This is a genomic window from Pontibacillus sp. ALD_SL1 (genome assembly GCF_017355605.1).
In genome coordinates, this window is the sequence record NZ_CP062974.1 from 1,370,930 (window position 1) to 1,391,555 (window position 20,626).

General features: G+C 39.4%; 22 protein-coding genes. 15 read left to right on the top strand and 7 right to left on the bottom strand.

Annotation, left to right across the window (positions count from 1 at the left end; translation table 11 throughout):
- Window position 1: 1 nt before the first annotated feature.
- The 6 genes from IMZ31_RS06915 to IMZ31_RS06940 all read left to right on the top strand — a co-directional run bounded on the left by IMZ31_RS06915 (window position 2) and on the right by IMZ31_RS06940 (window position 5,641).
- Complete coding sequence (locus IMZ31_RS06915; RefSeq protein ID WP_207529824.1) at window positions 2–1,183, top strand: MFS transporter; 1,182 nt, start codon at window positions 2–4, stop codon at window positions 1,181–1,183.
- A 123-nt stretch (window positions 1,184–1,306) separates the two neighbouring features.
- Window positions 1,307–1,918 carry a trimeric intracellular cation channel family protein gene (locus tag IMZ31_RS06920; protein WP_207529825.1) on the top strand — a complete coding sequence of 204 codons (612 nt, stop codon included), beginning with the start codon at window positions 1,307–1,309 and terminating at the stop codon, window positions 1,916–1,918.
- 79 nt (window positions 1,919–1,997) lie between these two features.
- The gene (ddlA, locus tag IMZ31_RS06925) at window positions 1,998–3,098 is read left to right on the top strand and encodes a D-alanine--D-alanine ligase (RefSeq protein WP_207529826.1); all 1,101 of its coding nucleotides are present in this window, start codon (window positions 1,998–2,000) and stop codon (window positions 3,096–3,098) included.
- A 122-nt stretch (window positions 3,099–3,220) separates the two neighbouring features.
- Window positions 3,221–3,424, top strand: a complete 204-nt coding sequence (locus tag IMZ31_RS06930) for a zinc ribbon domain-containing protein (RefSeq protein WP_036781246.1) — start codon at window positions 3,221–3,223, stop codon at window positions 3,422–3,424.
- A 64-nt stretch (window positions 3,425–3,488) separates the two neighbouring features.
- On the top strand, window positions 3,489–4,490 hold the full coding sequence (locus IMZ31_RS06935; RefSeq protein ID WP_207529827.1) for a hypothetical protein: 1,002 nt from the start codon (window positions 3,489–3,491) through the stop codon (window positions 4,488–4,490).
- Window positions 4,491–4,792: 302 nt separating this feature from the next.
- Window positions 4,793–5,641, top strand: a complete 849-nt coding sequence (locus tag IMZ31_RS06940) for an SDR family oxidoreductase (protein ID WP_207529828.1) — start codon at window positions 4,793–4,795, stop codon at window positions 5,639–5,641.
- 40 nt (window positions 5,642–5,681) lie between these two features.
- Here IMZ31_RS06940 and IMZ31_RS06945 read toward each other — a convergent pair whose 3' ends face one another.
- Window positions 5,682–6,170 (bottom strand): zinc-binding dehydrogenase, encoded by a 489-nt coding sequence (locus tag IMZ31_RS06945; RefSeq protein WP_207529829.1) that lies wholly within the window; start codon window positions 6,168–6,170, stop codon window positions 5,682–5,684.
- Between the two features lie 146 nt (window positions 6,171–6,316).
- A complete protein-coding gene (locus IMZ31_RS06950; protein ID WP_207529830.1) occupies window positions 6,317–7,558 on the bottom strand; it encodes a YeeE/YedE family protein in 1,242 nt (413 codons plus the stop codon).
- Window positions 7,559–7,753: 195 nt separating this feature from the next.
- Between IMZ31_RS06950 and IMZ31_RS06955 the strand changes: the two genes are divergently transcribed.
- The 3 genes from IMZ31_RS06955 to pgmB all read left to right on the top strand — a co-directional run bounded on the left by IMZ31_RS06955 (window position 7,754) and on the right by pgmB (window position 9,262).
- Entirely contained in the window at window positions 7,754–8,146 is a 393-nt protein-coding gene (locus IMZ31_RS06955) for a secondary thiamine-phosphate synthase enzyme YjbQ (RefSeq protein ID WP_207529831.1), read from the top strand.
- Between the two features lie 97 nt (window positions 8,147–8,243).
- The gene (locus tag IMZ31_RS06960) at window positions 8,244–8,420 is read left to right on the top strand and encodes a hypothetical protein (protein ID WP_207529832.1); all 177 of its coding nucleotides are present in this window, start codon (window positions 8,244–8,246) and stop codon (window positions 8,418–8,420) included.
- A gap of 173 nt (window positions 8,421–8,593) precedes the next feature.
- On the top strand, window positions 8,594–9,262 hold the full coding sequence (gene pgmB / locus IMZ31_RS06965; RefSeq protein ID WP_207529833.1) for a beta-phosphoglucomutase: 669 nt from the start codon (window positions 8,594–8,596) through the stop codon (window positions 9,260–9,262).
- 45 nt (window positions 9,263–9,307) lie between these two features.
- Here pgmB and IMZ31_RS06970 read toward each other — a convergent pair whose 3' ends face one another.
- Together IMZ31_RS06970 and IMZ31_RS06975 are read right to left on the bottom strand one after the other, a co-directional pair.
- Window positions 9,308–9,670 (bottom strand): response regulator, encoded by a 363-nt coding sequence (locus tag IMZ31_RS06970; RefSeq protein WP_207529834.1) that lies wholly within the window; start codon window positions 9,668–9,670, stop codon window positions 9,308–9,310.
- Between the two features lie 417 nt (window positions 9,671–10,087).
- Complete coding sequence (locus IMZ31_RS06975) at window positions 10,088–10,621, bottom strand: ferritin-like domain-containing protein (protein ID WP_207529835.1); 534 nt, start codon at window positions 10,619–10,621, stop codon at window positions 10,088–10,090.
- Window positions 10,622–10,763: 142 nt separating this feature from the next.
- On the opposite strand from IMZ31_RS06975, the gene IMZ31_RS06980 reads away from it, so the two are divergent.
- Entirely contained in the window at window positions 10,764–11,186 is a 423-nt protein-coding gene (locus tag IMZ31_RS06980) for a pyridoxamine 5'-phosphate oxidase family protein (RefSeq protein ID WP_207529836.1), read from the top strand.
- Window positions 11,187–11,568: 382 nt separating this feature from the next.
- On the top strand, window positions 11,569–11,724 hold the full coding sequence (locus IMZ31_RS06985) for a hypothetical protein (protein ID WP_207529837.1): 156 nt from the start codon (window positions 11,569–11,571) through the stop codon (window positions 11,722–11,724).
- A 266-nt stretch (window positions 11,725–11,990) separates the two neighbouring features.
- Here IMZ31_RS06985 and IMZ31_RS06990 read toward each other — a convergent pair whose 3' ends face one another.
- Entirely contained in the window at window positions 11,991–12,554 is a 564-nt protein-coding gene (locus IMZ31_RS06990) for a 3D domain-containing protein (RefSeq protein ID WP_242705664.1), read from the bottom strand.
- Between the two features lie 738 nt (window positions 12,555–13,292).
- Between IMZ31_RS06990 and IMZ31_RS06995 the strand changes: the two genes are divergently transcribed.
- On the top strand, window positions 13,293–14,699 hold the full coding sequence (locus IMZ31_RS06995; RefSeq protein WP_207529838.1) for a sodium:solute symporter family protein: 1,407 nt from the start codon (window positions 13,293–13,295) through the stop codon (window positions 14,697–14,699).
- A 14-nt stretch (window positions 14,700–14,713) separates the two neighbouring features.
- Complete coding sequence (locus IMZ31_RS07000; RefSeq protein ID WP_207529839.1) at window positions 14,714–15,814, top strand: M24 family metallopeptidase; 1,101 nt, start codon at window positions 14,714–14,716, stop codon at window positions 15,812–15,814.
- A gap of 113 nt (window positions 15,815–15,927) precedes the next feature.
- On the opposite strand, the gene IMZ31_RS07005 is transcribed toward IMZ31_RS07000, so the two are convergent.
- Together IMZ31_RS07005 and IMZ31_RS07010 are read right to left on the bottom strand one after the other, a co-directional pair.
- On the bottom strand, window positions 15,928–16,131 hold the full coding sequence (locus tag IMZ31_RS07005; protein ID WP_207529840.1) for a hypothetical protein: 204 nt from the start codon (window positions 16,129–16,131) through the stop codon (window positions 15,928–15,930).
- 83 nt (window positions 16,132–16,214) lie between these two features.
- Window positions 16,215–16,754 carry a 3D domain-containing protein gene (locus IMZ31_RS07010; RefSeq protein WP_207529841.1) on the bottom strand — a complete coding sequence of 180 codons (540 nt, stop codon included), beginning with the start codon at window positions 16,752–16,754 and terminating at the stop codon, window positions 16,215–16,217.
- 297 nt (window positions 16,755–17,051) lie between these two features.
- On the opposite strand from IMZ31_RS07010, the gene IMZ31_RS07015 reads away from it, so the two are divergent.
- Entirely contained in the window at window positions 17,052–18,689 is a 1,638-nt protein-coding gene (locus tag IMZ31_RS07015; RefSeq protein WP_207529842.1) for a BCCT family transporter, read from the top strand.
- A 74-nt stretch (window positions 18,690–18,763) separates the two neighbouring features.
- Window positions 18,764–20,440, top strand: a complete 1,677-nt coding sequence (locus tag IMZ31_RS07020) for a BCCT family transporter (protein WP_207529843.1) — start codon at window positions 18,764–18,766, stop codon at window positions 20,438–20,440.
- The last annotated feature ends 186 nt before the right edge of the window (window positions 20,441–20,626 follow it).

A 20,626-nucleotide genomic window follows, 5' to 3' on the forward strand; every position in this document is an offset into this window, starting at 1 on the left:
CATGGTAAAAGGCAAAATCTATCTATCTTATTTCGTGGCGGAATTTGGGAGAGCCATGTATTTTGTCATTATTACGTGGTATTTATACAAAGCTACAGAAGATGCCTTTTATACAGGCCTTCTTGTCAGTTTAGGTTTCCTTCCTGGTATGCTATTAAATATGTTATTTGGAGTCATCGTTGATCGATTCAATCGAAAATTCCTTATTATCGTGTCATTACTTCTATCTATGGCTGCTGTTCTTATAATGGGTGGAAGTGTTGCGGGCGAAGAGTTAGCGGTTCCTGTGATCTTTATCTTTCATATGTTGTTACAAGCGATGGGGTCTTTGCTGAGGCCAGCTATTCAAGCGTTCGTTGCTGAACAATTTGGTCATGAAGAACTCCCCCGTGTTTATTCTCTATCAGCTTCCTTTGCCATTATAGGAAGTATGACGGGAGCAACCAGTGGTGGAATGTTAACAGGATGGATCGGAGCAAGTAGTGCTCTTATCTGGAACGGTGGTGCATATGGTTTAGCTTTAATCGCAATCATATTGGTGCCATCAATAGAAGGAACTAGCAAAAAGTCTAAAAAATCGGGGTGGGAGGACTTTAAAGAAGGGGTCATCTATCTCCGTAATCACGCTTTGTTAAAAAGGTTATTTGTTATCATGTTTGTGGGTCAGACGGTTTTCCATTCAACGATTGCTTTCTTATCGGTTTATGCCAGTGAGGTTCTTGAAGCTTCTGCACTCGTCTATGGTTGGCTTGATGCTTCTTTATCGGTTGGGGGAGCTATTGCTAGTTTTGCGGGTGCCTGGCTCTTAAGAAGGTTCAGGTCTTATATAACAATGATTTCCTTCCTTGTTATGGGAGCAGGTCTATCGATTCTGGCATCTTCTTCGGTCACAGTGGGGGCTTTTATCGGTGTTTGCAGTATTGGGATAGGAACAACTTGGATCCGAGTATTGCTACAAACCGTTCAGCAGCTCGTAACAGATTCTAAATACCATGGAAGAATGGCGGGCTTTCGGATGCTATTTAATCAAGGCTCTGTCGTCATCAGCGGTCCTTTATTAGGGTGGCTAGCTGGTAGTTTTGGGGCTCACTATGTGTTTTTTGCCTTGTTGCTTCCTGTTATATTTGTAACGATCTTCTCCATTTCTCAGTCACGCCATGTTGAATTCGAGTCTTCCATATAAGGAGGCTTATATGGAGTGAAAATCAACACGAACATTAACAAAGCCATCATAAAAAGTTTTTATTGAATTTTTATGCTGGTTTTTCTATGATTGAGGTACGTTTGTGGAAGGAGATTTAGGTAGATGGCTTGGGAGATTGTAAATGTAATCGCAGTTGCTGCATTTGCCTTTAGTGGCGCGATTGTAGCCTTAAGTGAGCGATATGATATTTTTGGTGTTTTCATTTTGGGCCTTGCACCTCCGTTTGTTGGTGGTATAGCTCGAAATTTATTTTTACAAATTGATGTTGTACATGTGTGGGAACAGGGTATGTTTCTATATGTGGCTCTTGGAACCATTGCAATTGTCTATTTCTTTCCAAAAAGCTGGGTCATGTTTTGGGACAGATGGAACGTCTATTTAGATGCGATTGGACTATCTGCTTTCGCCGTTCAAGGTGCGATGTTTGCACTTGAAGCGGATCTCCCGTTTGGTGCTGTTGTATTTTCAGCTATTATTACAGGCGTTGGTGGCGGAGTTGCGCGTGATGTATTAGCTCAAAGAAGACCAATGGTATTACATAAAGAGATTTATGCGGTCTGGGCTATGATGGCGGGTGTGCTATTAGCAATTGGAATTATTGACTATGAGAGTACGGTCCAACTGTATGTGCTTTTTGGAGCGACTGCTATGTTCCGCTTGCTTTCTTATCATTTGAACTGGCATCTCATGTTCAGGGACCTATATAGGCTATAATAGAAGAGCAGTGTTACATAACTGATGAGTCCAGGGAATAGAATAAACGTAAGAAATTTTTAAAAAGGGAGCGATTTTGATGAGTGACAAACTAAACGTTGGGGTAATCTTCGGAGGAAAATCCTCAGAACATGAAGTATCCTTACAATCTGCAAAAAATATCGTTGATGCCATCGACAAAGACAAATATGATGTAACGCTTATCGGAATCGATAAAAATGGCCAATGGCACCTGAGTGAGCCAAGCCACTATTTATTGAACGAAGAAGACCCGGCAAATATTGCTTTGAATAAAACAAATGAAGGCATTGCACTTGTACCAGGACAAGATCATGATCAGCTAATCCGCACATCCACAGTGGAAAGCCTTGGAGAACTTGATGTCGTATTCCCAATTGTACATGGTACGCTCGGTGAGGACGGAAGCATGCAAGGGATGCTTCGCATTGCAAACATCCCTTATGTAGGACCTAATGTACTTAGTTCAGCACTATGCATGGATAAGGATATAGCGAAGCGTCTGCTTCGTGATGCAGATATTAAAGTAGCAGACTGGGTTACGTATAAACAACCACAACAGCCAGACATCTCATTTGAAGCTGTAGAAGAGCGCTTAGGTTTACCAATGTTTGTGAAACCTGCCAATCAAGGCTCATCTGTTGGTGTAAGTAAGGTGCGTAATGAGAAAGAATTTTACGAAGCAATTGAAGAAGCTTTTCAATATGACACGAAACTAATTATTGAAGAAGCCGTTAATGGTCGAGAGATTGAAGTAGCGGTGTTAGGTAATGATCATCCTAAAGCCTCTGTACCAGGTGAGATCCTACCACAGGGAGATGATTTCTACTCTTATGAGACGAAGTATATTAGCGAGAGTGGAGCACTGTTAGAATTACCTGCAAAGCTTGATGACCATACAACTGAGAGAGTATGTGAAGCGGCTGTAGATGCGTTTCAGGCTCTAGAATGCGAAGGGTTAGCACGTGTTGATTTCTTCTTGAAGGAGAATGGCTCGCTTGTCGTTAACGAGGTGAATACATTACCAGGTTTTACAAAGATCAGTATGTATCCTAAACTGTGGGACTTAAGCGGTGTTTCTTATCCTGAACTTATTAATCAACTGCTTCAGCTTGCAATGGATCGTCATCATCGCGATAGTAATTTAAAGAGTTCAATTTAATGAAGTAGCCTTGAGGGATCCTTCCTTGAGGCTTTTTCTATTTATTTATCCAAAAGTTGAAACCATTGAAGGATGTATTCGTACAGACAAGTAGATTAAACTAAATGAAGGAGTGCAGCTACATGAGTGATAAAGGTTGTATTAAATGCGGAAGTACAGATGCAGGTAAGAAAGAAGTAGCCATGACAGGAGCTGGACTTGCGAAAATGTTTGATGTTCAGAATAACAAATTCTTAGTCGTGTACTGCAAGAACTGTGGTTACTCTGAATTTTATAATAAAGAAGCGTCAGCAGGTGGAAACATACTAGACTTCTTCTTCGGATAAAGGAACGAGGCGATGATCTCGCCTCGCTTTTTTATTTAAAGACAAGGTAAAGGGAGAATGGAAAATGAAACATATTTGGGCAACAAGCTTAGCCTTAATGATGATCTTAGCCGGGTGCACATCTGATGCTAACCAAGAAAAAGAGACAAAAGAGAATCCTTCACAAGAGATGGAGCAAGAAGAAACACAAGAAGACAGCAACAAAGAAGCCGACAAAGATTTGGAAAAAGAAAAAGAGGAGCCCGAAAAGAAATCAGATGATGATGCTTCAAAAGAAATAGAAAAAGCTGACAAAGAAGCTTCAGAAGATAACGCAGTAGAAAAAGAGCAGGAGAAAAATGATGAAAAAGAAACATCCAAAACGGATAGTGACAATCAGTCGGATCAACCGAAAGATGAGATAGACCAAAAACAAGTTCCTGCAGACTTAACGGAGCAAGAAGCCAAAGCTGTTGTCAATGAATATAAACAAGTCTTCTTCGATGTCATAAAAAATACAGATGATAACTTAATGATCAAAGATTATTCGTCTCTTCAGGAAATTGAGAAAGAGTTTAAAACGGCTATGTCACAATCACTGACTGATGATTTTATGTCGTACTACATACGGCAAGAAAACGAGAAGCTTTACGTCGTCCCATCAAGCGCTCCGAGTTTCTTAAACCCAGACCACCCTGTATCGATTAAGCGCATAAATGATACTACATCTCATGTCATACAGACTCAAACAGATGAGATGGAAGGAAGTAGCAAAGTGAAGTTTGTTGTGGTTCATGACGGAACTCAATGGGTCGTAGATGATATTCAAACCGCTTATGAACAAGAAGAGACTTCAGAGACGAATCAAGCAGCTAAAGAACAAGCAATTCAAGCTGTAAGAAACCACTTAGATATTAAATCTAATAATGACCGTGTTAAAGTGCAAGTTGACCATGAAGAGAGCGGTAAATACCTTGTTCACGTATACGAACTCGTTGAACAAGACGGGACCTCGCATACTGCGACTATAGGGTGGTATTACGTAGATAAGAAGACAAGTAAAGTTACAGATATGATGAATCCGTAAATGAGAGAAAAAGAGGTTGGTAGAACAACCTCTTTTTCTATTCTTGCTGAACATAATAGCAGGATTTTTGTACTTGCAGCTAAGTTTGTGTGTCCGTTACTGTAAAGTGTGCTTGGGCAGGCTTTTGGGACAACTCGCTTTCCTGCGGGGAGCTGGGGAGACTATCCAGTTCCGGCGTGGAGGACCTAGCGAGATAAGTCATCTTTTTTCCAAAGGCTAATCGCCTTTTCCAAAAAGCTGTCTTATCCGTACGGTCCTAGGCACCACGCCTGCACTTTAAATATTAGAAAGGATTGGTGATTATGGTTCAATCAAAGGTGGCTGTTGTAACTGGAGCTTCGGGTGGGTTTGGTTCTTTGACGGTGGTCAATCTAGCTAAACAAGGATTTGTCGTGCTTGCTGCAATGAGAAATGTTAGCAAGATGTCAGTGTTTGAACCTTTTGAAGGTGAAACGTGGTATAAACAAATCATCCCTGTTCCTTTAGATGTAACGAAAGAAAACTCGATTCGAGACTTTCAGTATTATATAGAGAAAATAGGGCGGTGTGATGTTCTTGTTAATAATGCCGGATATGCCCTTGGTGGTTTTAGTGAAGAAATTCAAATGAGTGAATACCGAGAACAGTTTGAGACGAATGTATTTGGCGTAATGGCAGTCACACAAAAGGTCTTGCCTCTTATGAGACAGCAGAGGTTTGGGAAGGTCATTAATGTGAGCAGCATTAGCGGATTGTTTGGATTCCCTGGTTTATCACCCTATGTTTCTTCTAAATACGCACTAGAAGGGTATAGTGAAAGTTTGCGTCTAGAGGTGAAGCCGTTTGGGATCGATGTGGCATTGGTTGAGCCCGGGTCTTATCGAACGAACATTTGGACCTCTGGAAGAGTTGTAACGGAGCAGTCGCTGAAGAAAGATTCTCCTTATTTCGATTACATGGAACGCATTGAACAAGAATTAAAAGATGGAGAAGATTCGCTCGGTGATCCTCAAGAGGTAGCTGATCTCATATCAGAGTTAGCTGATAAGAAGACGATTAGGCATTTACGTTATCCAGTCGGTAAAGGGGTTAAAGGAATGGTGAAGGCTAAATCTATTTTACCATGGAGCGCATTAGAGAGAATAATTTTAAAGAAATTAAAACAAATATAAGGAAGGCCAGTCTCTTCTATAAGAGACTGGCCTTTTACTATTAAATAGATGCGACAACTTTTCCTGTTACGTGACGCTTTGATAGATCAATTAGTGCTTGGGGGACTTTTTCTAATGGCACAACTTTATCAAGTACTGTTGAAATTGAACCATTTTCAATAAGTTGGAACATTTCTTGATGACCGTTGAAACGAAGGGTATCAAGTGAACGTGTTGCATTCTCGCGCCCTACCGTATCAAGAACAGCATGAACACCTTTCCCTTGAGTAAGTTCAAATGTTTTCTTTACAAAGTCTTCTTGCTTATAATCAATAGCATAATCTGCTCCTAATGATTGAACAAATTCATGATTTGAGGCAGAAGCAGTTGTTATAACCGTTAATCCAGCTTGTTTTGCCAGTTGGATTGCAAAACCACCAACACCACCAGCGCCAGCGTGGATTAAAATCGGAAGCCGGCTTGCTGGCTGAAGAGGCTTACCAGCTCCCCGCAGGAAAGCGAGTGGTTTCCAGGCCCACCTTACACTCAATTAAAGCTAATGGAAACATTCTCTCAGCTCGGGACTTCAACAATTCTACCCTACTCTTGAACAAGCTTGTTATAAAGAATAACAACATTAAACTTTAAAAGAGCCTAATAGTGAGCTAAACCGCTTAACGATTTAGCTCACTCCCATTAACACATAGAATCTTTAGGGTTTGGGTTCTTCAATCCAAAGAGAGGTCTAATGAACAATGCTAGGAAGGTTCCTGCAAGCGCCATAATCATCCATACCCAACCATGTAGGCTCATTGATGCAATGCCTCCAAAGTAAGCACCAATATTACAGCCGAAAGCAAGTCGTGCGCCGTATCCCATCATAATGCCACCTACTAAGGAAGCGAAGAAGATGCCAGGTTTAAAGCGTTGTGGTTTAAAGGAACCTTGTGCAGCTGCTGCAATGAAGGCCCCAATGATTATTCCGAAGTTCATGACGCTTGTTGAGTCAAGGAAGACGCTATTGGTGAGTTGATCTGTTTTACCAGCCCAATACCCCCAGCTACTTACATCTACTCCAATAGCCATAAGAGCTTTTGAACCCCAAAGGGCAAAGGCTGAGGTAATCCCCCAAGGGTTACCACGGACAGAAAGTGTAATGGCATTTAAGATTGCTAATACAATGGCCGCTACAAGTAAAGGCCATGAACCTCGCACAAGTTTTTTCCATCCCTTTACGGTTGGGAGTGGTTTCATTTGCGGTGGGTTTTTCTTACGAGCGTAGCGTACGGTAAGTCCGTAAATTCCTGCAAAAAGGATAATTTGAAATAACCAGCCTCCAAAATAGCCAAAACCGGTAGATTCAGCTAGTGAGATAGCAGGGAGAGATGGCATTGCTTCGCTTGTCCACCAAGGAAGGTGATACGCGCCAAGTGCTGAGCCAGCGATAAATCCTATTAAGGTAATAAATAAAGAAGCTTTTCCGCCTCCGACATTATAAAGCGTACCTGATGCACAGCCGTTCCCAAGCTGCATCCCGATACCAAATAGAAACGAGCCGAAGATAACGCTCATCCCAACAGGGAAGACATAACCTGAAGGTGTAACTCCAGTAAAACTAAAGCCTGTAGCCAGTATAATAGCAAACAAGGTCGTAGCTACTGCAAGCATTACCATATGCGCTTGCAGCCCTTGAACGTTCCCGACTGATGTTAATCGTCTAAAAGCTGACGTAAACCCGAAACGGGCGTGTAATAGCGTTAATCCAAGCGCCATTCCAACAATATAGAGAACACCTTGTGCCCATCCTCCAATTGATACAGAAGTTATGAATAGAATGATAGAAACAAGTAGTCCTAGCGTCACAAGTGGCTTTTGAACTGGGTTTAGTGTAGAAGTCACGGTTGTGAAAGGACGACTCTTAGCTGTCATTGTTTCCATTTTTAAATACACCTCAATTCTTATCTATTTACTATGAATTAAATCCTTTACGTATAATAATATGAATGAATGTGTTTGTAAATCATAAAAACTTATAGCCCTACTTCCTGATGTTTTCTATCGGTAGTTAGTAACTATAATTTGAGGTTTCTTTTTGGGGAGAACGGTTACATAAAGAATAAGGAGTGATATTGGATGAAGACATTTACAGTAAAAACGACTGAACATGATCAGATGGTTGATATTACAAGCGAACTGAACAACTTTGTTAAAGCATCTGGAGTTAAAGAAGGAGTACTTGTAGTTTCTTCTTTACATACAACAGCAGGGATTACAGTGAACGAAAATGCAGATCCGGATGTGAAAATTGATTTTCTTAGAAGGTTAGATGAAGTGTATCCTTGGGAACATGCGGAAGATCTTCACGGGGAAGGCAATACAGCTTCGCATTTAAAAACAAGCACAGTAGGTTCTTCTGAAATGGTGATCATTTCAGGTGGAGAGCTAGTCCTTGGTACTTGGCAAGGAGTGTATTTTTGCGAATTTGATGGACCTAGACAGCGTAAGTACGTTGCAAAAATTTTGTAATTCTTTAGTTGTGTATTTAAATGATAATTAGATTAAAGGTTTTATCGTAGTATATTAGGGGCAATAAATATATAAAGGATGAGGAGGAGGGTTATGTATGAAAGAAATGCTCAGAGTCGGAGTATGTTTTATGTTCCTATCTGTAATGATTCTGTTCCCCTTCAAAAAGACCGTCCTAAGTGCTGTAGACATTATGGACCTTACAAACGAATCAGCTGTACATGATGAATCTACTACTATTGCTATAGCGGATCTACTTAAGTATTTACCCTAAATCTATATAACTGTGCTGATTTTTAAAGTGACCTGAACGATACAAGAAATTATATACTGTTAAACATGAGCCATGCGTAACTTATATGCATGGCTCATGTTTTTCTTGCGTTTTTATCAAAGTTACTGTACGCTTCTTCAAGATTAGTCATTGGGAGTAAAGGAGTTTCATGTATGACATTTAAAGCAGTAATCTTTGACCTAGATGGTGTGATTGTAAACACGGTCCCACTTTATCATAAAGCGACACTACCCGTTGCTGATAAGCTCGGCATTTCTTTTACAGAAGAGGATAACCTCGCTTATCAAGGAAGGCCTCGAATGGAATTAGTTCAAATGTTAGTGGAGCGTTCCAATCAGTCTTTTTCTCATGAAGAGATGATAGAGCTTGGTGAATGGAGGAACAGGAACTACCAACAATTAATTGCTCAACTTACAGAAGATGACTTGATGCCTGGTATGAAAGCTTTCATTCAGGATTTAGCAAATGAAAGCATTCCAATGGCTTTGGCTTCTGCTAGTTCAAATGCAGATTTTGTGCTGCATCAGTTGGGTTTATTTTCATATTTTGATGTGATAATGGATCCAAAAGCCTTAAAGAATGGAAAGCCACACCCTGAAATTTTCGTTACAGCAGCAGATCGGTTAGGTGTTGCATACAAAGACTGCGTGGCTATAGAGGATGGAGAGGCAGGACTCGAGGCGATTCTATCAACTCAAATGTTTTCTATTGGGGTAGGAACATCTTCTTACTTAAGCGCAGCTGATTGGACAATTAGCCAAACATCGTTTCTAACTCTAGAAAAAGTAAGAGCTCAATATAGACAAAGACAAGAAAAGTGAATCTTTTTTCATACAAACAAAAGAGCTTGGGATTCCAAGCTCTTTTTATATAGAAGAGATTACATTGTCTAGAACAGGTTTTAAGGAATTAAAATGAGGTTTCACAATATAATCCTTAGCTCCAAGGCAGAGCGATTGTTGAATGTGATACTGTTGTCCCATAGATGAACACATAATAATTGAGCTCTTTGGATCTATTTCTAACATCTTACGTAAACAGCTCATTCCACAGTAATAGGGGATTATAATATCTAAAACCGTTACATCCGGTTTATGTAATCGGAATAACTCTATAGCTTCAAGACCATCAGCAGCCTCGGCTATAACATGATAGTTAGAGTTAGTAAGCTGGTCCTTTAAAAAAGACCGGGTGAGCTTTGAATCATCAACTAACATGACACTATACATGTAAACATCCTCCATCATTAAATTAAATAGTTAATAGAGCATAAGCCCTATGCTTTTCCTGATATAACTATACCATGAATTCGACAAAATGTGACAAAAAATGTTTTTTCTTCTATATTCCTTATGTGGTTTAAGTTTTTCAACCACATCTTAAAAGAGGGGGGAGATCCCGCAGGGAGTGAAACGACTGAGGAAGCTCTGGAGTTCATCCGCAGGAAAGCGAGTGTTTTCAATGGTTCATCTTTCTCTTACTAAAGCAAACAAAATCGTTATACTGTATTGATCCCACACCCATTTAACTCGATTTTGAGTATTCCATATAAGGGGCTTATACGGAACAGATAAAAGATCAACACCGACTTAATAAAGCATTAGAATAAAAAGAGGACAAACTTCATAATAAGTTTGTCCTCTTCGTTATTGCTGCTGAGAGAGCCCGAAGTTAAAAGCTACGAGATGTTTCTTTGAAGCGTCTCGTAAATTGGTGAAAATTTTCGTTGCATTTGGAGGTAAATTCTTAATTTCTAAAAATCGGTTATACATAGCGATGTTATCGATTTCAGCTTGTACGGCTTGTTGAAGGGCTACTTTAATAGAGGCAGGCATAACAGTATATTGTTTTGCTTGATTTTCTGGAATACTCAGGTTTGCTTTATTATAAAGCCGTGTAAGTGCCTCAATATGTTTTTTTTCTGCTGCTTGAATTTTTGGGAAAGGGAAGACTTGTCCATATTTCTGGATCACTTTATTGTACCGTTCTTGGGCTAAGTATTCGTCTTCAATGGCATACTCTAAAGCTTTTTCGTAAGTTAATCGAGGGTCTTTTAATGCTCCCTTAGCTCCATAGTCCTCGGGGATCGTTTGAGCATTTATAAAAGAACTAGCTAGGAATAAAATAAAACTAAACACAATCAAGCCAATTCTGAACCGACGTGATAATAGAAATTTCATTTTTACACTCCTTCGTTCATCATTTGGTATTAGGGTGTTCTAAATGGTTTAAATCATACCAGAATAGCCAACTGACTTGTTTAAATTAACTTAAAATCAGGAACACTAGCTAAGAAACAATGATGAAGGGAGTCCTGAGAAAATGAATGAACAACAAGTGAAAGATAAAATTCTAGAGGTTCTGGAGCATCATAAAGTTGGTACCCTTGCTACGGTCCAACAAAATAAACCGCATTCACGTTATATGACATTCCATAATGAAGACTTGCACCTTTATACAGCAACGGACAAGGATACGCACAAAGCTGATGAAATCGAACAAAATCCTTATGTGCACATCTTGCTAGGCTATGATGGGAAAGGGTTTGAAGACCCGTATATCGAGGTAGAGGGTAAGGCGGTTATTAATGATTCAAAAGAGTTAAAAGAAAAGTTATGGAATGAATACATGAAGCATTGGTTTAAAGGACCTGAGGATCCAGATTATATCGTCTTAGATATTCAACCAACGCAAATTCGCTTAATGAATGTAGAAGGGGAAGACCCGCTAACGATTCAATTATAAAAATGGAAGAACCTGACATAATTTGGATGCCAGGTTCTTTTAATTTTATATAAAAAGAAGACAATTTATCGTAGTTATTTTAATACTTTAATGCACAAAAAGGTTCTTCTAATTGAGAATAGACTCACCGATTTATGACAAAAATATTACGAATTGAGAAAGTATCTAAAACCATTGAAATGACAGTAAAAAAGAGGGTTAAAAAAATCAGGTTATACATGTAATTTAATCTGTACAGTTTAAAATGATTATTAATAAAAATGTAGTTTTATCATTTACAAATGCAGGTTTCAGGGAGTACAATGAAAATTGTAAACGGAAGTTTTAGCTCTGGAAATGCAGGGAAATGCTTTTGTAAGAAATTATTAAGGAGGGTCACACTATGACCATCATGTTTTCAAAAGCTCGCGAGCTATTCGAGAAAGACTATCAAAACAGCCAGGAGCTAACAGCAAGCAACACTACAACTCAGAACACAAACGCTGCTAAAAAAGGAAAGATGGGAGCCAGAGCAAAAAAGAAAAAGAAAAATAAGTAACCCATAAGGAAGGATTCTACATTCATGCTTACGAAAACTAAAGAAGTGCCTGTGTAGCGATGAACCCGATTCATAGAAAGTTACATCTTGCTCGTTATACCAGTATAAGATCAAGCAGGCACTTTCTTTTACATACTTTGTTTGATCAGACCACCGTTCAAGAGAAGGGTGCTTTTTTATGTGCTCTTTTAGTGAGTCTCTGAGCGTATTAGGTTAAGTTACCGCTAAAAATGTAAAAGGGAGAACAAAAGTGTCCTCCCAGAAAGTTAAGATATGATTTTAATCTTGATTGTTCTTCTTCCGTAATCTAAAGCATCCTCTTTATCTTTCATATAAATATCGATTCGGTTTCCTTTGATTGCACTTCCGATATCCCCTGCTACTGCTGTTCCATACCCTTCTATATAAACTTTTGTACCCAATGGAATTACACTTGGATCAACGGCAATGACTTTTAAATTTGGATTTTTTAATAAGTTAATTCCAGTTCTAGTTATGCCGCTGCAACCTTCACAATGAGCTGTGTAAGCTGTTGCTTCTACTGTAATCTCTTTGGTGTATGCCTTTTTTGGTTCAATGGCTTTTCCCTTTTTTGAAGGGGTATGTGTTTCTGCCGAAGTTTGTAGGAACCTTGAAACTCCTTTTTTCTTTTGCAAAGTGATTTGTTTATTTATGTCATGATCTTGATAAAGTAGGCTATGATCTTCTTTGTTTTTTTCTTTTATCTCTGCAGACTGAGCTTGTACAACTTGATGATTTGAAATGAGAATACCTATAAATCCAAAGGCAATGAGGAACAAGACCGCTGTCGTCATGATGTTTTTCATCATCAATCATCCTCCTTTAGTATCTGAGATGAGTATAGCAGGTCTAGTTCTAAAACCCCATTAAAGAACGATGACATTTATAAGTCAAACCCGTGTCAATCATGTCAGTTTTGTAACAGAAATTGCCTTAAGTTGTGGCTTCAATATTGCCCATATCCTTGAACAAGCTCATAACCTGAAAATATTATGATGAAAAGTAAACAGAGTTTAATGAAAAAATGGGTGAGCAGGGTTAGATGCGGGAATTAGTGTTAAATTAAGTTTTATTTTATAGTAAATAAGACCCGTATGCTTTTGTGATTTATAGGTAATTTAGATCATTTATATTTAGGGTAACAGAGTATAATTCAGAATATTTATATCAATAAAAAAACTTCTGAAGTGTGCATAATGAATGAAATGAACAGTGGTGTAAATAAATGGGAAGTCTTAAAAATGGTCTAAAATCATTAAAAAACGCTGTTATAAAGGCATTTTTGCTTTTCAAAAAATTATGGTAGATTTATTAACAATTGTTCTTATGTGAAGCGAAGACATAAGCAAGAGTACCACTTTGATTAGGTTAGTTTAACCTGATCCCTCTAATTATTAATCTTCGTTTTGTTTTCTACAGATCCGGATCGGAAAACAGCAATTCTTTATTTCCACTCAGTTCACATAAGTAGCGCGCGTAAGTATACGCTTAAAGCTAACAGAATTTAGTCAAATCAAAATGATCAAGCAGGAGAGGAAACTAAACTTATGGAACTACAACAAGATCCAACATTACTATGGTTTATTGGATTATATGCCCTTCTTATGATAGGAATTGGGGTATTCATGTCGAAGAAAGTGTCTGGAACAGAGGATTTCGTCCTCGCAGGTAAGAGTCTGGGGCCTTTCGTATTAATGGGAACACTTCTCGCTACCTGGACCGGAAGTGGAAGTATCTCAGGAGGAGAAACGTCCATGGCATTTAGCTATGGGATTATTCCATCCTTTATGTTAATGGTTCCTACACTATTTGGTATCATTATGCTTTATATCGTAGCTCCGAAAATCCGTGCGTTTGGTAAATATACCGTATCGGGAATCTTGGAAGCGAAATATGGAAAGTCTGCACGTAATATAGCGAGCGTCATTATTATTCTAGCTTATGTAGGAATCGTTTCTTATCAGATGAAAGGTTTCGGTTTCATTTTAAACCTGACAACAGGTATGACGGTTGAAACAGGTACCATGATTGGTGCTGCTCTAATTATCTTCTTAGCCATGATTGGAGGCTTACGTTCTGTATCACAAACGGATGCGTTAAGTGGATTTCTTATGGTAGGCGGTTTACTCATTACGGTACCGACAATCTTTATCATAGCTGGTGGTTGGGAAGAGATTGTTCAAAATGTACCTGAATCTCATATGAGCAATACAGGTGGGCTATCAACAATCCAATTACTCGGTTACTTGCTTCCGTCTCTTTTCTTATTATTAGGTGATCAGAATATGTACCAACGATTGGCTTCATCTAAGAGTGATCAATCCTCTAAAAAAGCTCAAATTGGTTGGCTAATAGCGATGATCGTTATTTCACCTGCTATTTCTCTTATCGCATTTGCTTCTAGATCACTATTCCCTGGAATTGATCCAGGAATGGCACTAATGGCAACCACCACGGTGATGCCTTTAGCAATCGGGGGAATTTTACTTGCTGCAGCAGCTTCCTTCATTATTACAACAGGGAACTCTTATTTACTTTCAGCAGCGACCAATCTAACGTATGATATATACAGAAACTATATCAATCCTAAAGCGTCTGATGAGAAGCAACTGCGTATTACAAAAGGCTTTATTGTTCTATTAGGAATTCTGGCATTTGTCATTATTACGTACTTCCCAAGTGTTCTAGCTGTACAAATGTATGCCTACACCGTATATGGAGCAGGTATAACACCAGCGGTTCTAGCGGTGTTCTTCTGGAAGCGTGTAACAGCTGCCGGTGGTATTTCATCCATGCTCGCCGGGGTAACATCAACACTGGTTTGGGAAGTTGTCTTGCAAAAGCCATTTGACCTTAACAGTGTAGTCATTGCTGTACCGGTAGCGATTCTATTCTTAATCATCGTTACTCTAAGTACAGAGAGGCATTCATCTGACCTTGCAAAATCAGCTTAGGGAGAGTGAAAAGAATGAAGCAACGCTTACAACAATTAACAGAGTGGATGGAGAAAGAGTCAGTAGATGTTACTTTCTTCAACTCTACAGAAAATGTATTTTATCTAACGGATTTCCATACAGATCCGCATGAGAGGCTAATGGGTCTCTTTGTATTCCAGGAAGCTGAACCACTCTTTATCGTTCCAGGTATGGAAAGAGACCAAGTGAAAGATGCTGGATGGCCGTATGAAGTACTTGGCTATGCCGACCATGAGGACCCATGGGAGATGGTGAGAGCTGCTCTTCTAAAACGCTCACTAAAATCGGTTGAACGGATCGCTTTTGAACAAGAGGTTTTAACGTTTAATAGAAGCCAAGCTCTTCTAAGTCTATTCCCAGATGCTACATCGCGATCTGTTGAAGAGGCGATTAACCTCATGCGTGTTGTAAAAGATGAAAACGAAATAAACATCATGCGACGGGCAGCTGAAATGGCTGACTATGGGGTTAAAGTAGGCGTTGAAGCGTTACGTGAAGGCGTAACCGAGATGGAAGTACTCGCTAAAATCGAATATGAATTAAAGAAAAAAGGTATTCGTGAAATGTCTTTTTCTACAATGGTTCTTTTCGGAGAGAAATCGGGTCAGCCACACGGAAATCCTGGAGATCGTACACTGCAAAAAGGCGACTTTGTTCTATTTGATTTAGGGGTGGTATTAGAAGGATACACATCGGATATAACAAGAACCTTTTTATATGGCGCCGTATCTGACCAACAACGAAGTATCTACGAAACAGTTCTAGAAGCTCAGCTTGCGTCTCTTAACATCAGTAAGCCGGGGACTAGAATCGGAGACTTGGATCAAATTGCTCGTGATGTCATTGAAAAAGCAGGATTCGGCCACTTATTCCCTCACCGTATCGGACATGGACTTGGGATCAACGTGCACGAATTCCCATCCATGAGTCATCTAAATGAAGATGAACTGAAAGTGGGGATGACGTACACCATCGAACCTGGTATCTATGACCCTGCAGTAGGTGGGGTTCGAATAGAAGATGATGTGCTCATTACTGAAAATGGTTATGAAACATTGACGAAATTTCCTAAAGAGCTTCAAATCATTGATTAAAAAAAATCCCGTCCATAGTGACGGGATTTTTTGTGCGTGTAAGATGTTTTAGGAAAGAAGTCCTTATCTTTCCTTAGCGGTCGTCTTTTTACTTTGTTTCTTGCTTTGAATTTTTACTGAAAGAATTTCTTAAATGATTCGATTTCTTCTGGCGTGTGCTTTTTCTTTTCATTGAAATATGGGTTGTCTTTGGTGACATCTTTTGGATCTAAGTTAGTCTTCATAGAGAGGGAAGGCTCCTCAGTTGCTTCTCCAATAAAACGGTCACTCAACTCATCGAATGTCGGTTGATTTGTATCTTTCTGGTGATCACTCATGGTAGCACCTCCTATATAGTAGGATGGATCTCATCAATAGAAATATGTATCATAAAAAAGCTCCCTTTCTAGGGAGCTTTTTATTAAGAGGATAGAATCTCTACTTTTATATCTTGACGACGTCCGTAGTCCATAGCATCGTTATGATCCTTCATATATAAGTCAATACGGTTACCCTGGATCGCACTGCCGATGTCACCAGCGATTGCACGACCATAGCCTTCAACGTAAACCTCTGATCCTAATGGAATAACATCTGGGTCTACAGCAATGACTTTCTTATTAGGGTTTTCAAGTAAATTGATTCCCGTCTTTGTAATGCCACTGCAGCCATCACAGTGAGCAGTATAAGCTGTAGCCTCAACGTGAACGGTGCGTTCGACGTTTGAAGGTGATTGCTCTTCTTGCTCTGTTGTATCATAAAGGGCAAATTCGGTCTTCTTCTTGTCTACTTCTATTTTCTTTATAGGAAGAGAAGCGCCATTAACAGCACTTTCCTCTTGTAGATCGGTTTGTTTCTCCTCGACGTTTGCTTTTTCATCAGCGTGTACAGAAGGTAATCCAAATGCAAAGATTCCAAAAGCGATAAGAGGCGCTATCAATGACTTGATGATGGTATTCATATAAGTTCCTCCTTAAAATTCATTGGGAGGCATGAAAAAAAGCCATGTTCACCTTGGGGGGCAAATGGCTTTTTTTATGCAAATGCGCAAATCTATTCGTTCCACTCGTTTTCGTTTAAATGTTGAATAATTAAGATGTCTTTCCTTCCACATGATAAGGTAACACGGTAGCAGGTATGTGTAAACCCGCGTTAGCGAAAATAATGAGAATGATTTTCGTTCTCGTTTAGAAAGAGAATAAAAAAACCTCCTTCGCTCAAGATAAAGGCAAACAGGTACAAGAAGGAGATCGTGAACATGAAATTTAAGCAAATTGATTGGCCAACGTTTATTGGTGCACTTGTTTTATTATTGGCAGTTTCTGTTCCACTAGTTGTCTTTCCGGAATCAGGCAACAAGGTTGTCAATATAGCTAATGAATTTATGACCAGGCGCCTTGGAGTTGTCTACCTAATAGCAGGTCTTGGAATCTTATTCTTTATGCTTTATGTCTCTTTTAGTGAGAAAGGCAAAATCAAACTAGGGGACATGGATGAGGAGCCTGAGTTTAATAACTTCTCATGGGCGGGGATGATTTTCTGTGCAGGTATTGGAGCAAGTATTTTGTATTGGTCCACAATTGAATGGGCTTATTACTATCAGAGCCCACCATTTGGTATAGAAAAAGGGACAGAAGAAGCGGTTTTATGGGCAAGCTCTTATGGAATGTTTCACTGGGGTCCTATTGCATGGGGAATGTATTCGTTACCAGCTTTAACGATTGCCTATTTCTATTATGTGCGGAAGAAGCCAGTATTGAAGATTAGTGAAGCCACAAGACCTGTAATCGGTAAGTTGGCAGATACGCCTATTGGGAATCTGATTGATATTTTATTTATGTTTGGGTTGATAGGAGGAGCAGCAACCACGCTTGCTCTTGGAACGCCAATGATTGCTTATGGCCTAGAAAATTTATTTGGTCTTCAAGTAAGCTTGTTTGTTAAAACGATTGTATTACTAGTGTGTACGACGATCTTCGCTATCAGCGCCTATGTGGGGTTAAATAAAGGGATCAAAGTGTTAAGTGACATAAACTTATGGGGATCGATTTTCCTAATTGCTTTTGTCTTCGTTTTTGGCCCTACTCAGTTTATAGCTGAAACAACGCTAAATAGTATTGGATTAATATTCGATAACTTCTTCAGAATGAGCACGTGGACAGAGCCTTATAACAGCTTAGGCCCTTATGAACGAACAGGTTTTCCAGAGAGTTGGACGATTTTCTACTGGGCATGGTGGCTTGTGTATGCGCCATTTGTCGGTTTATTTGTTGCCAAAATTTCTAGAGGACGTACGCTAAAGCAAATGGTGCTCGGAACGATTGCGTACGGTTCTACGGGGAGTATTCTATTCTTTGGAGTCATAGGAAACTACGGTTTACACATGCAGTTAACCGGAAAGTTTGACGTAATTTCTGTTCTTGAAAATAATGAACCAGCTAAAGCGATTATCGATGTAATAGGTACATTACCATTATCATTCGTCATGGTTGCTTTGTTCACCATTCTGTCTGTAATCTTCTTAGCTACTACATTTGATTCAAGCTCTTACATTCTAGCTTCTGTTGTTCAAAATGAGGTAGAAGGGGAGCCGCTACGATGGAACCGCTTATTCTGGGCCTTTGCACTATGCCTTATGCCGCTTGTTCTTATGTTCCTAGGGGGATTATCTGCGCTGCAAACCGCAAGTATTGTGGGAGGATTTCCGCTCATATTTATTATGATTTTGCTTGCAATCTCCTTTATGAGGGCTTCAACTGGTGATATTAAAGATGCAGGTGAATATGAACCAAAAGCCATCCATATTGACTTTGAAGATGTAAAAAGGGCTAGAAAGAAAAAGAAGAAGAAAAAAGGCCCAGATGAAACGCATGTGGAAAAGGACCGTGAGGAGTAAATGGATATCCGCATGAAAGGTTCATACCCAGAGCATCCTAAGTTTGGAAGTCTAACATCAAAGGAGACACAACCATGAAAAAAGGAATAATGGATTGGCCTACTTTTTTAGGGGCCTTTCTACTATTATTATTAGTTACGATTCCCCTGGTTCTATTCCCGGAAAAGGGAGCTGAGTACGTTAATCAGGCTAATACATTTGTAACAACTAATTTTGGTGTATTGTACTTACTCGTTGGGTTAGGCATTTTCTTCTTTCTTATCTATGTTGCGTTTAGTGACAATGGGCGTGTGAAATTAGGTGATGCAGGGGAGAAGCCTGAATTTAATAACTTTTCTTGGGCGGGTATGTTGTTCTGCGCTGGGATAGGATCAAGTATTCTGTACTGGGGTACGATTGAATGGGCATATTATTATCAAGGCCCTCCGTTCGGTGTTGAACCAGGAACACAAGAAGCCATCGCCTGGGCAAGTACGTATGGAATATTTCATTGGGGACCGATTGCATGGGCGATTTATACTCTCCCTGCACTCCCAATGGCTTACTTTTACTATGTTCGCAAAAAACCTGTGCTAAAAGTTAGTGAAGCCACAAGGCCACTTATAGGAAACCTTGCTAACGGTCCTGTAGGGACGGCAATTGATATCTTATTTATGTTTGGATTGTTAGGTGGAGCAGGAACTACGTTGGCTTTAGGTACTCCAATGATTGCTGAAGGAATTAATGAATTAACAGGGATTCCTGTTAATATGCTCATGAAGACAGCGATCCTGGCGATTGTTACGCTTATCTTTGCAATCAGTGCGTATAGTGGGTTGAAAAAAGGAATCAAGGTTCTAAGTGATCTTAATTTATGGTTGTCGATCTTTCTATTAGCTTTTGTGTTTATGTTTGGTCCTACGAGGTTTATGGCAGAAACGACTACAAATAGTCTTGGTTTATTGCTTGACAACTTCTTTCATATGAGTACATGGACAGAGCCATATAATGCGCTCGGGCCATATGAACAAACCAGTTTCCCTGAGTCATGGACTGTTTTTTACTGGGCATGGTGGCTTGTGTATGCACCCTTCGTTGGTTTATTTGTAGCGAAGATCTCAAGAGGTCGTTCTATACGCCAAATGATTCTTGGGACCATCATTTATGGAACGATTGGAAGTATACTGTTCTTTGGTATCATAGGAAATTACGGCCTGCATATGCAACTTACAGGGGAGTTTGATGTCATCAATGTATTGAATAATGATGGTGCGCCAAAAGCGATTATTGAGATTATTGGTCAACTACCACTAGCATGGTTTATGATCTTTATCTTTACCATCTTAGCGATTATATTCTTAGCAACGACATTTGATTCAAGTTCCTACATTCTGGCATCGGTTGTTCAAAAAGAAGTAGAAGACGAGCCTTTACGATGGAATCGCCTCTTCTGGGCATTTGCTCTATGTCTCATGCCACTTGTGTTAATGTTCCTTGGCGGACTAGGAACATTACAAACAGCCGCCATAGTTGGTGGGTTCCCGCTATTATTTATCATGATTATGCTAGCATGGTCCTTTATGCGAGCGTCATCTGAAGACATTCGAGCTTCTGAACATTATGAACCAAAGACGTTTTCGTTGAATTATAAGAAAATTGTTCAGCGCTTGAAGCGGAAGAAGAAAAGAGAACAAAAACAAAAAGGTCCAATCGATGCTCATTTTGAGGATGAGGAAAAAGATAAGGACCATCAAGATGACACGAAGGATTAATAATAAACAAAGCCTGAAGCAAGTTTGCTCCAGGCTTTTATATATGAAGATGTAAAGGATAACCGAAGGCATATGTTTAAGAATGAATGAACAAGGCTAGGAATTTACATAATACTTAAAAAATAATGCTTGCTATAAAAGTATTTTTTTTATTATAGTTAGATTAATTTATGGTACGAGAAGGGG